General features: G+C 39.6%; 15 protein-coding genes. 9 read left to right on the plus strand and 6 right to left on the minus strand.

All coding sequences use genetic code 11. The features are described from left to right. Positions 1 to 91: 91 nt before the first annotated feature. Entirely contained in the window at positions 92 to 682 is a 591-nt protein-coding gene (locus tag M2419_RS01730) for a sugar O-acetyltransferase (RefSeq protein ID WP_259254107.1), read from the plus strand. A gap of 88 nt (positions 683 to 770) precedes the next feature. Here the strand turns inward: M2419_RS01730 and M2419_RS01735 are convergent, their stop codons facing one another. From M2419_RS01735 to M2419_RS01745, 3 genes are all read right to left on the minus strand, one after another. Beyond that, on the minus strand, positions 771 to 1,187 hold the full coding sequence (locus tag M2419_RS01735; protein WP_182331264.1) for a GNAT family N-acetyltransferase: 417 nt from the start codon (positions 1,185 to 1,187) through the stop codon (positions 771 to 773). Then, entirely contained in the window at positions 1,184 to 2,692 is a 1,509-nt protein-coding gene (locus tag M2419_RS01740) for an NAD(P)H-hydrate dehydratase (protein WP_259254109.1), read from the minus strand. The genes M2419_RS01735 and M2419_RS01740 overlap by 4 nt, the downstream gene beginning before the upstream one ends. A 168-nt stretch (positions 2,693 to 2,860) precedes the next feature. Further along, a complete protein-coding gene (locus M2419_RS01745) occupies positions 2,861 to 6,283 on the minus strand; it encodes a glycosyltransferase (protein WP_259254110.1) in 3,423 nt (1,140 codons plus the stop codon). A gap of 165 nt (positions 6,284 to 6,448) precedes the next feature. On the opposite strand from M2419_RS01745, the gene M2419_RS01750 reads away from it, so the two are divergent. From M2419_RS01750 to M2419_RS01760, 3 genes are all read left to right on the plus strand, one after another. Then, positions 6,449 to 7,288 carry a DUF4846 domain-containing protein gene (locus M2419_RS01750; RefSeq protein ID WP_259254111.1) on the plus strand — a complete coding sequence of 280 codons (840 nt, stop codon included), beginning with the start codon at positions 6,449 to 6,451 and terminating at the stop codon, positions 7,286 to 7,288. A 255-nt stretch (positions 7,289 to 7,543) separates the two neighbouring features. Next, positions 7,544 to 8,746, plus strand: a complete 1,203-nt coding sequence (hmpA, locus tag M2419_RS01755) for an NO-inducible flavohemoprotein (RefSeq protein WP_259254113.1) — start codon at positions 7,544 to 7,546, stop codon at positions 8,744 to 8,746. Between the two features lie 53 nt (positions 8,747 to 8,799). Next, positions 8,800 to 9,324, plus strand: a complete 525-nt coding sequence (locus M2419_RS01760) for an Rrf2 family transcriptional regulator (RefSeq protein WP_259254114.1) — start codon at positions 8,800 to 8,802, stop codon at positions 9,322 to 9,324. Positions 9,325 to 9,903: 579 nt separating this feature from the next. On the opposite strand, the gene M2419_RS01765 is transcribed toward M2419_RS01760, so the two are convergent. Then, on the minus strand, positions 9,904 to 10,161 hold the full coding sequence (locus M2419_RS01765; protein WP_259254115.1) for a hypothetical protein: 258 nt from the start codon (positions 10,159 to 10,161) through the stop codon (positions 9,904 to 9,906). 631 nt (positions 10,162 to 10,792) lie between these two features. On the opposite strand from M2419_RS01765, the gene M2419_RS01770 reads away from it, so the two are divergent. Beyond that, positions 10,793 to 11,392 (plus strand): hypothetical protein, encoded by a 600-nt coding sequence (locus M2419_RS01770; protein ID WP_259254116.1) that lies wholly within the window; start codon positions 10,793 to 10,795, stop codon positions 11,390 to 11,392. Between the two features lie 161 nt (positions 11,393 to 11,553). Here the strand turns inward: M2419_RS01770 and M2419_RS01775 are convergent, their stop codons facing one another. Next, a complete protein-coding gene (locus M2419_RS01775; RefSeq protein WP_153846382.1) occupies positions 11,554 to 12,033 on the minus strand; it encodes an SRPBCC family protein in 480 nt (159 codons plus the stop codon). Between the two features lie 115 nt (positions 12,034 to 12,148). Between M2419_RS01775 and M2419_RS01780 the strand changes: the two genes are divergently transcribed. The 3 genes from M2419_RS01780 to M2419_RS01790 are packed head-to-tail and all read left to right on the plus strand — an operon-like array spanning position 12,149 to position 13,505. Next, positions 12,149 to 12,649, plus strand: a complete 501-nt coding sequence (locus M2419_RS01780; protein ID WP_153846383.1) for a GNAT family N-acetyltransferase — start codon at positions 12,149 to 12,151, stop codon at positions 12,647 to 12,649. A gap of 9 nt (positions 12,650 to 12,658) precedes the next feature. Next, entirely contained in the window at positions 12,659 to 13,126 is a 468-nt protein-coding gene (locus tag M2419_RS01785) for a metallophosphoesterase (RefSeq protein ID WP_259254117.1), read from the plus strand. Then, complete coding sequence (locus tag M2419_RS01790; RefSeq protein WP_259254118.1) at positions 13,116 to 13,505, plus strand: metallophosphoesterase; 390 nt, start codon at positions 13,116 to 13,118, stop codon at positions 13,503 to 13,505. The genes M2419_RS01785 and M2419_RS01790 overlap by 11 nt, the downstream gene beginning before the upstream one ends. 34 nt (positions 13,506 to 13,539) lie before the next feature. Here M2419_RS01790 and M2419_RS01795 read toward each other — a convergent pair whose 3' ends face one another. After that, entirely contained in the window at positions 13,540 to 14,121 is a 582-nt protein-coding gene (locus M2419_RS01795; RefSeq protein ID WP_153846385.1) for a TetR/AcrR family transcriptional regulator, read from the minus strand. A 61-nt stretch (positions 14,122 to 14,182) separates the two neighbouring features. Between M2419_RS01795 and M2419_RS01800 the strand changes: the two genes are divergently transcribed. Then, complete coding sequence (locus M2419_RS01800) at positions 14,183 to 14,368, plus strand: hypothetical protein (RefSeq protein ID WP_259254119.1); 186 nt, start codon at positions 14,183 to 14,185, stop codon at positions 14,366 to 14,368. The last annotated feature ends 632 nt before the right edge of the window (positions 14,369 to 15,000 follow it).

Consider the following 15,000-nt stretch of genomic DNA (forward strand, 5'->3'; position numbering starts at 1 on the left):
AGCGCTCAATATCCTAGATTCACAACACGTAGATTGCTATTGCTTTTAAAAATCAATTTATCTAAGTTTGTTACAGAAAAACGGGCATTGAATGAAATCAGCAAAGGAAAAAATGATTGCCGGACTTCCCTATATCGATTCGGAGGGGCAATTATTTAAGGAAAGACAACACGCAAAAGAAGAACTGAAGCGATTTAACGATTCGGAGCCTAAACAACTGAAATTCAGAAAACAGATCATTCAAAAACTGTTTAAAGCGACCGGAACTCGATTCTTTCTTGAACCTCCTTTTCGTTGCGATTATGGTTATAATATTGCTATTGGTGAGAACTTTTACAGCAACTATAATTGTACGATTTTAGACGGCGCGCCGGTTACCATAGGTGACAATGTATTATTTGGGCCCAATGTAAGCCTCTTTACAGCTGGTCATCCACTCCATTTTGAAGCAAGAAATCAAGGTTGGGAATTTGCTTTGCCTATCATTATCGAAGATAATGTTTGGATCGGTGGACATGTTGTCGTCAACCCTGGCGTGCGAATCGGAAAAAATTCGGTCATTGGTTCTGGATCGGTCGTCACAAAAGATATACCAGCGGATGTCGTAGCTGCAGGCAATCCTTGCCGGGTGATACGTAACATTACCGAAGCGGATCGGATCACCTACGCTGAAAATCTGTAGGGATAACACAGGTCACAAGGGATAACATAGGTCACATTTATGGGGAAAAGGATCTATCTTCCCGCTTACACTATCTTCCCACTTACAGTTAATGTATAGGATCATCTGTTATAGATAATGAATAGGTTACGGTGTCTTCATGCTGTTTTAGAAGAACAAATCCATTACTTGTCCAAAAATGTTGCTGGTCGCCGGTCACATTTGCAAGAAGATATTTACCAGCAAATGTATGGACAAAAAGCCGTGCATAACGCAATAATGCGGTCCCTATTCCTTTCATTCTTAGATCTGGGGCAACGGCAAGGAAATGGATTATATAAGCATCAACTGAACTAATCAGGCTCAGCACGCCTACCACTTCGTTTCCATCGTAGGCCGCAAAATGTGTAGCTTCAAAATCGCCATCCAACATCACTTCAGCCAGCTTACCTTCGGGAGAGAAAACCTCTTTTCGAAGCTTCCACGTCCGAGCAGCAAAGACTTGTTCAATGTACCAATCTATCATAATCCTTTTTCTAAAGAGATAAATGCGTCGGAAAGATGATTAATGGTATCCGAAGGTAACAATGAATAGGTGCCGATCGTCTTAACTGCAATATCTGCCGCGCGCCCATGGATATATACCCCCATAATTAAAGCCTCTTTGGAAGAATAGCCCTGTCCAAGCAAGGAGGTGATTATCCCCGTCAGGATATCGCCACTGCCCCCCGTCGCCATTCCCACATTGCCTGTACTATTGAAATACACCTGCCCATCAGGCATAACCATCGCACTATTGGCCCCTTTTATTAACACGTAAAACTGATGTTTACGCGCAAAGACTTTCACTTTCTCAATCTTTTCAAAATCATCTTGCCAAGCACCCAATATCCGGCTAAGTTCTTTGGGATGTGGAGTCAATATACTCTGCGCTGGAACAAAAGCCCAGAGATCCGGTTCGCGGGCAAGAATATTCAAAGCATCAGCATCTAATACCAAAGAGGTATCATTAATACTTGAAATAAATACCTTTAATGCATCAATTGTATATTGCTCCGTTCCCATACCGATTCCGATACCTACAGACTGGTAGCCATCGATGGCCGGGAATTGGCTAATAAAATCTTGTTCAGGATCAGTCAACACCATCGCTTCTGGCACGGCGGTCTGTAAGATGGTATTACCACCGTCAGGCACATAAGCGGAAGCTAAACCGCAGCCTGCTCGAAGAGCCGCTTTTAGCGCAAGCTGAACAGCCCCCATTTTACCTTTACTTCCGCCAATAATCAGGGTATGACCAAATGTTCCCTTATGATCAAATTTCCTTCGTTGTCGATAAAAGGACCTGACAAGCGGCTCGTCGACATAAAAAAGATTGGTTTCTGCCGCTTCAATTGCTCGTTGGCTAAGATCGATATCCAATACCTTGAAGTCTTTTACATACCATTGGTTTTCGGGTAGCAGCAAGGCCATCTTGGGGAACTGAAAGGTATAAACCAAATCTGCCTTTACAATTGGAACATCTGCAGCAGTCTTTTTATCTGCCAGTAGTCCAGAAGGCATATCGACGGAATAGATCCTTGCACCACATCCATTTATACTAGAAATTATACCGTTCCAATCAGCTGTTAATACACGCTTTAATCCATAACCAAACAAGCAATCCAGTACGATTGCATCGGAAGGGATATCAATCTGGTCTTCCGCTGCAATTTTTTGAATCATATGATTGGGTAAACGCTTTTGATTGGCAAGATTATCAGCGGAGTAATCTTCCACATCCATTAAATAAACCTTGACTTGGGCCTGTTGTTGATCCAACAGACGAGCCAGCACCAAGCCATCGCCACCATTGTTTCCTTTGCCACAAAAAACGTAAAAGGTACTGTGTTCCAATCGGGGATGAAGCCTTTTAATTTCCTCAAAAACAACTGTTGCAGCTCGTTCCATCAGGTCTAGACTACTGATTTTTTGATCCTTTAGGGTTTCACTATCAATCCTGTTTATCTGCTGAGCGGAAAGTATCTTCATTATTGTTGCTTTTTTTGTTGAAAGTACTTATTCTCAAGGTCAATTAAAAATCTCGGTATACTTTTTGGCGGGCTGGCGATAGTGATCCCCGCGGAAGAACCACAGCGGATCGCTATCGTTTAGCTCATGCACGTGCCTGCTTTTTATTCACTTGTTGTTATCGGCTTCTTATTCACTTGTTGTTACCTGCTTTACTCCCCCTGTCCGTTTCAAGGTACCCCAGGTATTCAATTCACCTTTAATGGCTTTTCTGACAGACTTGAATAAAACGAAGTACATCAGTTGACGCCAGAAAAAACGTTGCGGAAACAAATAAATTAAATTGCTAAGCTTCTCGCCTTCCATTTTAAAGGCAATACCTGCAAAGAACATATCTACGAATACAAAAAGGAAGTAATAAAACATCACTTGGCCAAAACCGTTATGCAATGAAAATAATCCCGCAATTCCCGTCCAGCTGATACCATTTACCTCGCTTAAGGAGAAAAGACCACTCACTAAGGAGAATAACATAAAGATATCGGCCAGGGGAGCAAATAAAGGGAGAACGATCTGAAAGATCAGAATATTAGGCATTCCGACCATGCCAAAATAGCCATATTTGGGATTCAACAGGGTCTGTTTATTCTTCCAGAAACTTTGCAATACACCAAAACTCCAACGGAAACGTTGCTTGAAGAGCATCCCGACCGTATCGGGCGCTTCCGTATAAGCGATTGCTTCAGATGAATTTCGCACGGTATAACCCGCTCTTAATATACGCATGGTTAAATCACAATCTTCCGCTAATGTATCTGTTGTAAATCCGCCCACCTCCAAAATAACAGATCTACGAAAGGCGCCAATTGCCCCTGGTACGACCGATATCATATTGAGCAAATCGAACGCTCTCCGATCCATATTCTGTGAGGTGATATATTCGATCGATTGCCAATGTGTCAATATATTATGTACATTTCCCACTTTAACACTACCCGCAACAGCGGCGACCTGAGGTTTATTGAAATATTTCATCAACTGTTTTAACGCATCTGTTTTCAGTTGTGTATCGGCATCGATACAAAGCACAAACTGTGCTTCGGATTGTTGGATACCATAGTTAAGCGCAGACGCTTTCCCTCCATTTGGTTTTGTAAATAACCTTACTTTAGGATGATCGCCATACACCTTACTGACAATCTCAAAAGTTTTATCCTTCGACCCATCATCAACAAAAATCAATTCATAATTCGGATAATCCAAATTCAACAGGCTTTTTATCGTCGCCAACACTGTTATTTCCTCATTATAGGCAGGAATGATCACACTTACCTTTTCCAGAGGTTCCACAACTAATTGAGATCGCTCTTTTTTACTTTTTTGTTTTTGTCGGATTGCCAGATAAGCAATCATTGCTGTTCTAAAAATTGCCAATACAATTGCAATGGAAAAAACCAAGTTAAGGAAGATGTTACCGTAAAACAATGTTCCTAAGAACAAGCGGTTGGAAGATCCACTAAATCCCGAATCGGAAGCATTTTCTACAGGGGGCATCAATTCATCACGTTTTTTTCCCATTAAATCTCCAATCTTCGCAAATTTATAACCGTGAGATTTAAAATAATGAATAATACGCGGCAAGGCGGCTATAGTCGCTTCTCGATTGCCTCCGGCATCATGTAATAGAATAATGTTCCCATTATCGCGTTGTTTGATGACTTCATTATAGATTTCATCTGCCGTACGGCCGGGTAACCAGTCGTTGGGATCAATGTACTCTCCAATATTGATGTAGTTCTCTTTCCGGCTCTGAGCAACAGGCAGAATTTCGGCAACAGTCTGTGGTTCGGCATCAGCATTAAAAGGAGCCCGGAAAAGAATTGTACTATGACCGGTTATACATTCGATGATCTTTCGGGTGGCATTCAGTTCAAACTTAACGCGATTTGGGCCTATTGTAGACATATCAGGATGAAAAAAGGTATGGTTACCGAGTTCATGCCCCTCTTGATATTCTCTCCGAACCAGATCCATATTTTTCTCAGCCATAACACCAACAAGAAAGAAAGCTCCGGGAACATGTTCCTTTTTTAAGATATCCAATACTTTTGGTGTATACGTAGGATCGGGACCGTCATCAAAGGTCAGGACTACAGTATTATCTCTTTCTCCAAAGCGTTTGATTACATAATTACTTGGCGTCTTTACATACTCCTGATTCTGAACCATAAGCGTTGATGGGTCGTAAGTGAATTTCACTTCCCCCGGAGCGGGACTATTGACCAAGTCCAAAATTTCCCCATCGCCAATATATTGAATACCCCCGACATTGATCTGGCTTATCTTTCCAAAGTCAAAAGGTTCTTTTTTCAAGTTTTCTTGACCCAATGATCGTGAAATAAATGACCATAAACGGGCATCTTCACTTCCTAAACGCCACAGTGCAATACCGGCCAGCCCCCAGTCATCTGCTTTACGGATAAGATTAAAATAGGTTGCAGCATCAGTAAAATAAACGTCATGATGCATCCCCGCCCCATCTTTGTAGCTAAAGTTGAGATTTGCGGATTCGGGATCAAAAGTAATCTTAGCATTGTAATTATGCGCCAAAATAACAGCGTTATCATAAGTCAATGTCTTACCAACACTGCCTTTTGGCCAATCATATCCATAACAGGCCAAAGCCAGAATCACCTTGTCTGCATCGATCTTATTGCAAAGTTCATCGAGATTTTTTTCAACCCATGCCTGATGTGAAATGGCGCCGGCATTACTTTCAATGGAATGCTGATCATAAGCCATCAAAATAATATAGTCGTTGTATTTTTGTAACGCAATGGGATCGTAATCATCATTTTCAGGTGAGATATCCTGAGTGACAAGCAGGCCCTCCGTATGAAATACGGTATAGATATGGGCCATAAAATCGTTTAATGGCTTGTGATCATCCAACTGTAAATTCTCAAAGTCAATATTTATACCAGCAAAGCCATTGCGCTTTACTTTGAGAAGAATGTCGTCTATAAAACGTTGTTGTTTATCCGGATTAAGTAAAATGGCCTTTACAGTCTGCCCGTCAAAATCATTACCACTGAAATTGGAAATCTGTGCGATAGCTTTGCGCTTATATTGATGAATGACCTTAAGTGCAGCAGTATCTGCTTTATCCACTACTGTATCTTGATTAGACACAGTAAAAAAGGATTCCATAGCAACCATATCCAAATGACCAATATTGCGGCGTAGATCCGATAGAGACTGCTCACGGACTTCATTAGACCAAGAACTGACATAAAACCCCATATTGATTCTATCTTTGGTACCAATATGTTTCAAATGCTTCAGCTCCCGGTCACGTTTAATCTTCTCTAATTCGGATTTTACAATGGTAAACTCCTTAAATTGTTTGGATTTTTTTAATCTGGCGGTGGACTTTTCAGTCAACGCTGTGTTGGTATTAATTGTTGGAAAAGGAGGAATCTGAATCTTTCCCAATGTATAAACCACACATATAACACCAATGATCAAACCAATCACCAATGCTCTGCTCATCCATGAAAAAGCGTACCAGCGCTTTTTGCTTGACGTCTGAAAAATCTGTTTTCCTGACATAATCGTATTCTTATTAACTTCGGCTAAGCTACATCAGAAAATGATCCAAAAAGTTGATGAATAGCTTAAAAATTTCTTAATTTTTTCAAATGATTCACACTTCGAATTATATCTAAATTTAAGTATATTCGATGAAACGCAATACACTAGCTCAGAAACTTTTATATGAGATCAATATATGTACTCATTCCACTCCTCTCGTGTCAGGTTTTCAGTGGATGTGGGCAGCCAAATGTTGCTGCACCTAATAACAAAACTTTGAATCCGGCAACTACTGAGTCAATAGCACCTGACGGGAATCAGTTTATCAAACCCGATGGGATGACGATCAAATCGCGCATTTTGTTACCAGAAGGCTTTAAAAGGCCTACCTACCGGGTCGAAGAATTTGGACATTTTCTCGAAAATCTTCCATTATATCCCATCGACCAGGAGGTACATTATTATAACGGAAAAATTAAACCTAGAAATAACATCTACAATAGTGTTGTGAAACTAGACATAGGAAAGCGCGATTTACATCAATGCGCCGATGCTGTAATGCGGCTCAGGGCAGATTACTTATACCAACAAAAGCGGTATAAGGATATCAAATTCAACTTCCTTTCCGATAGCAAACCCCGCGCGTATACAAGCTACGCAAAAGGAGACTACTCCTACCCAACCTATTGGAAATACCTGGAATATGTGTTTGCCTATGCCAATACAGCTTCGTTACATGATGAGCTCCCCAGCGTAAAAACGACTCAGGAAGTTAAGATTGGAGATACTTTTATCCAGAAGGGATCACCCATTGGCCATGCAATCATTGTAATTGATCTAGCTAAGGACAGTACTGGAAAAACAATCGTGCTGCTCGCGCAAAGTTACATGCCAGCCCAAGAAATACAAATTTTAAACAATTGGGACAACAGCACGCTTAGTCCTTGGTACGATATAGACCAGGATATTATAAAAACCCCTGAATGGACATTTTATCCTAAAAACCTCAAAACCTGGGAATAGCCAGCGCTATAAACTTGAGAATAGCCAGAGCTGATAATAACATTACCTTTTCAATCGATCAGGTAATGACCAAACAACAGATAAAAAATAATAAAAGATATTTTTGTCTTTTATTATAAATTTCTATTTTTGTACCCGATAGTCACTTGCAAATGAACCCTATCAAGGTTTACAAAATTCCTCGTAGCCGAGGTGGATTTTTTTGTTTTTTATTCCGATCAAATAAAAGATAAAAAGGTATTTAAATATTTTATTATGATTACTGAAGCACAAAAAGAGTTAATCAAAGGCACTGTACCGGTTTTAAAAGAACATGGTGTGGCGCTGACCAGTTATTTTTATAAACGTATGTTTGCCCACAATCCTGAGCTTAAACATATCTTCAATATGGGAAACCAACAAAATGCGCGACAACAAACAGCGTTGGCCACGGCAGTGTTGGCCTATGCCGAGCATATCGAGAATCCCGCAGTCCTTCTTTCTGCAGTGAAACATATTGGACAAAAACACAGTAGCCTCAATATTCGTCCGGAGCATTATCAGATCGTTGGCAAGCATCTATTGGCCTCCATTCAAGAAGTATTGGGGGACGCTGCAACAGAAGAACTGATTGAAGCCTGGAAAGTTGCCTATTTTCAATTAGCAGACCTGATGATCGGAATCGAAAAGGATATGTATGATCAAATGATCCAGAACGACGGTGGATGGACGGGCTGGAAGCCATTCACCATTGTAAAAGTGGTATCTGAGACTGCCGAGATTCAGTCTATTTATCTCAAGCCAACAGATCAAGGAAAACTTCCAAAACATGAGGCAGGCCAGTATGTAAGTGTACGTGTATTTCTTCCCGAATTACACCTGTACCAACCAAGACAATATAGTCTTTCCGATGCGAGCAATGGAGAGTACTTTCGGATTTCGGTAAAAAGAGAAGCTACGGAAGGAAAACCTGAGGGTATGGTGAGTAATTATATACATCAATACTTTGAAGTTGGAAAACAACTGGAACTCACAGCACCTACAGGCTCCTTTCAACTTATCGAAAGTGAAAAACCAGATGTATTTATTAGTGGCGGAGTTGGTCAGACCCCATTGATTGCCATGTTAGAGCATTTAGCTGACAAGAAAGAAGACAAACCAATCACTTGGATCCATGGTTGCCGTAACCCTGATTTACATGCGTTTAAAGAAAGAGTAAAAACATTGCAAAATCAACATCAAAACATAACTAGTTTTTCTTTCTATGACGAAGCTCAGGATGCGGATGCCGACGTACTTGTGGGTTGGGTGGATCTCGCTAAAATAGATGCTTCGCATCTTCCACAGGAGGCAAACTATTACCTCTGTGGCCCATCAGGATTTATCAAAAAGCACTTCCAATATTTAACCAATCAGGGTATCAACGCTGAGAACATTCATTTCGAAGAATTTGGTCCAGCATCATTGCAACTAAATTAAGTGCACTGCCTCACTTCATCAAATAGTCATCCCTAATTTTTAATCATTGGTGGATGGCTATTTTTGATTTTGTACATTTGCAAAAAGCAAAAAAGATTATGGGTATTTTTTCTAAAACATGTGAATATGGACTACGGGCAGTTTTTTTTATCGCGCAAAGCTCCCAAGAAAATAAACGCGTGGGCATAAAAGAAATAGCTGAAAGTATTCATTCTCCGGAAGCTTTTCTAGGCAAGATATTGCAGAATCTAAGCCGGGCAGGTATCATTCGATCCATGAAGGGACCTGGTGGTGGATTTTACCTCGACCGGGAAGATATGTCCACTCCACTATCCGAAGTCGTCAAAGCGATCGACGGTGAAAGTCTATTTGTCGGCTGCGGCATGGGGCTTGAATTCTGCTCCGAACAATATCCCTGCCCCTTGCATCACGAGTTCAAAAGCATACGCAATAACCTCTCGGAAATGCTTCAAAAAACAACGGTCGGCCAATTCAATGATGACCTGATTAAAGGGAAAATCCTGTTAACGAAAAGCCATATCGACCCGAATAAAACCACGGGTAATTCCTTGGATTAACAGGCTAAATCTTCAGCTTTTTCCTTCATTTTTTCTATTGAGCATCGTTTTGAAAATAATCCAGAAGACGCAAAATCAACTTTTTCAAAACATAAACTACACATCGACATAATCTACATAAACCAACTGATTAAAAGCAATATAAAAATTACAAAACATTAAAATATATCGCATTTAAGCGTCCCGCTATTCAATTATTCAAATCATTGAAATCCCTTCAAATTACGCGAAATAGGACGACCCAAGACCATTTCTAAACCTGTTATAAGGTCGCTACCAAACTCGATATAACTCCCTGAAAGTAACCCTCACTTTTTATTTAATCCACTCCATTGAACAAGGAAATAGGCTTTTTGTAAGCCTATACCAAGGCACCAATGCTCCTTTTTTGACGCCTTTCCTTTGGGTTAAATCAAAAAAATATGGATCATTTCCTGACTATAACACTATTTTTATACAATTTTACATCTTTTAACATAAAATCAAAAAAAAACACAAATTAACATCTATACAGCAACACATTACATCGATTATATAAATAAAAAAAACACATGTAAAACGGTTTTAAAAGCCTGGTTTTTATAGCAGAAAGGGTGTGGATAAAATTTTATCCACACCCTTTCCACTATTCATGGATAGCGCCAAAGCGGGCATTCCCTCCAGTGCCGGATACAAAAAAATACAGGAGACCACAATCTTTAAATTCTTCATGTGTATGGTACAGCTCCCGGTCACAGTTCCCGCCATTAACGATGGCCACCTACCAAAAGAACATCCATGCAGCAGAGCGCGCACATGTACTTTGCTATATTTCTCTAGCGCTTCTACCAACATCATGCGAAACGTTTAGACACCCCCAAGCAAGTCCATTTGCAAAGACCACTTCATTAAGAGTAAGCAAACACCGGATTTAACACCATTTTAATTCGATCTAAGACAATATCTCTACACAATCACACTGTTACTCATAATTTACATAAAATTGCTTAAAACGAGTAATAATAACCTTTTCGCAAAACTATAGGATGATATAAAAAACTTGTCCGCTACATAGACACGCAACTCCCACCTAAATGGATCTGCGACAACCAAGATCAAACATCTAAATCACCCGACTTAATTCTAGCCCTCTTTTAATCAATTTAAGACGTCATCTCCGAGTAAAGCACCGTACGGTCGTTTAAGAAAAAGAGAAGCAAAAACAAGCTTAAAACAACCTTCACAACATCGCACCAGCACGGGAATTTTATGAGTCAAGATAATCCTTTCGATATATCCAACAGCGTTAAAAACAACAAAACAAATTAATAATAAGATTTAATACAGTTAAATAAGCAGAACAACCTTAAGTAAAACATTACAAACAAAACTTCCCAAAGCCATTAAAGTCCAATTCGCACAGAACAAAACAAACGCTTTTATTATATTTAGGCTTTTCCAACAAACCATGAGTAACACCCCCACAGTAATGAGATCGTTCTTAAAAGCAGAACTTATAAAAATCAGGAAAACCCGCAATGTGATAATTGGAGTCTTCCTTGTGTTGTTCGTTTTTTGTTACGGATTTTTTCTGGCAGCTTTTTTCAAGAAATGGACGGACAGTGAAGACAGGCTGTCGTTTTTTTACAAATCGCTCCCTACCCTATCCTTTCTTTTCGCTTACCTAGGCTTTGCGTTCGGCCTGTTGAGTTGGATAACTTACATTAAAAACCAAAAATTCATCCATGCACTGCAGCAACTAGACGACGATGATCTTTACATCTACCAACAATATAGCAGACGGCTAGTCCGCATCTTTTCAGCTATTGCCCCTTATCTTTTTTGTGAAAATGAAATTTTATTTTTCCCATTTATCGGAAACAAACAGATCCCAATTAGTCAAATCCATCGCATTGAAACAAAAATCATAAGAAACTACCGGGGACCCAACAGCTATCGCGTCTATTTCTATAATGAATTCAACAAAATCTATCAGGTCACCATGAATCAGAAAGGAGCTTTTGATTTCTTGCAGGAGCAACTTCGGAAGGAAAATCCAACGATAGTTGTTGTTGCTAGAAACCATTAAATACATACGAATTTTCAGATAATTCAGCGAAAAAGCGGAGCATCCCCATATCATCGTTCATTGAACTGCTAAATGTGATCCAGTTGAAAAATTCGCCCCTATGCTTCTCGCTAAAACCAACAGTCGACACCTAGCAACCTATCGTTTACCCCCAAATGAAACTAGACTGGAAGATAGACCTGGAATTCACCCGACTCAGCAACTTCTTTGATCACCTGATTTCTTTCTTCAAGAAAGCGCAGCATGTATCGGGTTAAAAATAGCCATTCTGCAAGCCTTCCCAGAACCCCGAGAGGAGCTTTAAAATTGAACACATCGCGCATTAATACTTTGCCATGTTCCAGTTCCTTGAAAATATGCTGGTGATCCATCGAATGAAACACTCCCTGAGTCATTCGATCTTCGAAAAAATGAGGTTTTTCCATCGCTGTTATCTGCACAGTTAATGTTTGCTTTACTCCAAGATGCCTTGCACGCCAGCGCACCTGCTGACCTGCCTCGATTAATCCTGTCGTCACCCCATCAATTGCCTTCTCCCCAGTTTTCTTTGTCGAATACATATGCAGATCAATACTACGTGCCAAGTCAAAAACAACCGATAAAGGAGCTTCTATAATTGTATCTAAAATAAGCTGCGGCATAATACTCTTTTAATATATTTCGCACGAATTTCGTAAAATTCAGTAATTTCTTTAGGATCGGGCACGAGAATTTTCTAAATTGATTTGCCTTCAGAGTGGCAACTAGACAATAATCATGATAACACTACTTCAATTCGAAAAATCAGATTTCCCGCTTTTTAAGTCATGGATTCAATCAGCAGAGGAACTATTACAGTTTGCAGGACCGTATTTTTCGTTTCCGATTACCGATTTCCAACTTGAAAAATACATTCAAGACCCAAAGCGAAACGCCTTTAAAATCATCGATACAGCAACCGAAGAAATTATCGGCCACTGCGAATTAAGCTTCGAACGGGACATTCCAAGGCTTTGCCGCATCCTAATTGCAAAAAGTTCCGAACGAAATAAAGGTTACGGCAGAAGCACGGTAAATGAACTACTCAAGCTGCTTTTTACTGAAGGCAATTATGAAATAGCCGATTTAAACGTTTATGACTGGAATCACAATGCAATCCGATGTTATGAAGCCGTAGGTTTTCGAATTAACGAAAATATTATTTCGGAAGTAACAATTGGCAACGAAACCTGGAAAAGCCTCAATATGAAGATTAGCAAATCTGACTGGAAAAGTTAATTTAGCGCTATGAAAAATAAGCGAAAATTAAAGCATATAGCAATTTATTTATTCGTAATGGGTGCATTGCTCGGTTTTTACAGCTGGAAAATCGAGCCACATTGGGTAAAATACGAGCAGATCAATCTAACTGTAAAACATTTACCAGAAGCATTGGAAGGAAAGTCGTTGATCCAAATCTCGGACATACATATCGGTAACTATGTGAATAAAGATTTTATAAAAAGAACCTTTCGGGAAATCCGAGCATTAAAGCCCGATATCATGGTATACACCGGTGACTTTGTACGTCTTGTCCAGAATAAAATCCCTTTAGAACAACTCGATGAAGTCATGCAAGATGTCCCAAAAGGCAAACTTCAAACATTGGCAATTCTAGGTAATCATGACTATGGAAAGAATTTTCAGGACAGTGCGGCGGCAGATTCAATCGTTAGCCTACTCCAATGGATATTCGATAAAAGTATTGAGAAATGAAAGCGTAATAACCCAAGGATTAAGAATATTCGGTATAGATGACTTTTGGGGAACGAACTTTGACCTTGTAAAGACCATGAAAGACTATGATCAATCTCAAGCCAGTTTAGTTTTATGTCACAATCCGGATGCCGCAGACCTCGACGGCTGGAATGGATACAATGGCTGGATACTGGCAGGACACACGCATGCTGGCCAAGTAAGAATTCCTTTCTGGGGCTCCCCGATTATTCCCGTAAAGAATAAAAACTACGATAAAGGAATCAAGAAAATAAGCGGAGACAGAACATTATATATCAACCGCGGACTGGGACACAGCATTCCCATCAGATTCAACGCCCGACCCGAGGTTACCATTTTCACATTAAGGAAAGAATAACAATCCAAGGATCGATCCAATTTGACCCGTTCCTTTAAACAAGATATGGATAAAAGGCCGTGTGAATCGTCTGTCTATAATCTTCCAGTGGATTTCCATTTTGGTGTGCACCCAAAACAGCATAGCTTGAGCTCCAAAAATCTGAAATGATAAAAAGTTGGCGCACGAACCCCTGTAAATTTACCAAGGGTATATCAGAACGAAACATACCTAACTCAGCGTAATACAAAAATAGAGAGACAAGTTGCTCTTCACGCTGTGCCACCAAACTTCTGTAAGCTTCTGCAATACTGGGGATCCAGTTGCAAATTTCAACAAAATTCTCAAAAATAAACCTGTATTTCGATATCAGCGCATAAGAGCCATCAATAAAACTATCCAGCACCTGGCGAAATGTGCTTGCTTCATCTTCAGGCTTCAAAATCATCTTTTCATACTCGTTTTGCAATAATTGGAAAAGTTGAAAAATAATATCCTCGGTATGTTTAAAATGATAATGAAGATTACCGGCACTTATATTCAGTTCCTGAGCAATTTGACGCGTTGTTACCGTACGTATACCATCACGATTGTAAAGCTTCAGCGCACCCACAATAATTTTTTCTTTCGTATTCATGGTGTAAAATTAGAACAATTGTTCTAATTTTACACCATGAACTAGAAATAAGACCATATACATGGAAAAATCAACGGGAAATTGGCTAAAAAGGCAATACATCGAATTAAAACAAACTTTAATCCCAGCTCATCCAAACGACAGTTCTTGGAAGAAATTCGGTAAACAGACTGCTTTCTTTATGTTTTTAACTTTAATGGCATGTGGTGCTATAGCAATGTTAATCGCCGTCTCCTTCACTCATTAAGTAGGGAGCTGTTTGACGGCTTATTTATCTTCTACTGGTTTTGTTGGTTCTTTATTCGATTTACTCGGACTAATCATTCCCCTATCCCCTTTCTGAACGGATGGCTGACTGATTTCGTTTTTGTACCGATCATTATCCATTTTTCATCTATCGTGGGTAGTTATGTATTCAATAATGGCAGAGCCCATGGTTATCCGCTTTACCAAATCTGGATAATTTCATTCTTTACCTCCTTACTTTTTGAATGGATTATGCCTCAATATACCACTTATAATACCGGAGATATTGCTGACGTCGCAGCTTACTTTGCTGGAGGGTTATTTTATTTCTGTTTCCATCAATCCTTCTATATCAAAAAAAATCATCAACTTATACAGGACAGGAACAATAACCAGAAATTTACCCTATAAATTCTTAGAAGACAACTTAGAATCAACAGTATTTAAGGCAAAATATCACAGGACTACAAAGGTACCCCCAGTAGGACCATATAAAAAGTATACAAATCACGTAAAAAGCATACAGATCACATCAAAATTAGATCAGCGACATATTCAAAACAAAGGGGAATTCTAAAAATCGAACTTTTTCTGTAAAGGTAATCGTGAAATTATGCCGGTAGGGAAAAACTC

Origin of the sequence: Sphingobacterium sp. BIGb0116 (assembly GCF_024808035.1) — a bacterium.
GTDB lineage: Bacteria > Bacteroidota > Bacteroidia > Sphingobacteriales > Sphingobacteriaceae > Sphingobacterium > Sphingobacterium paramultivorum.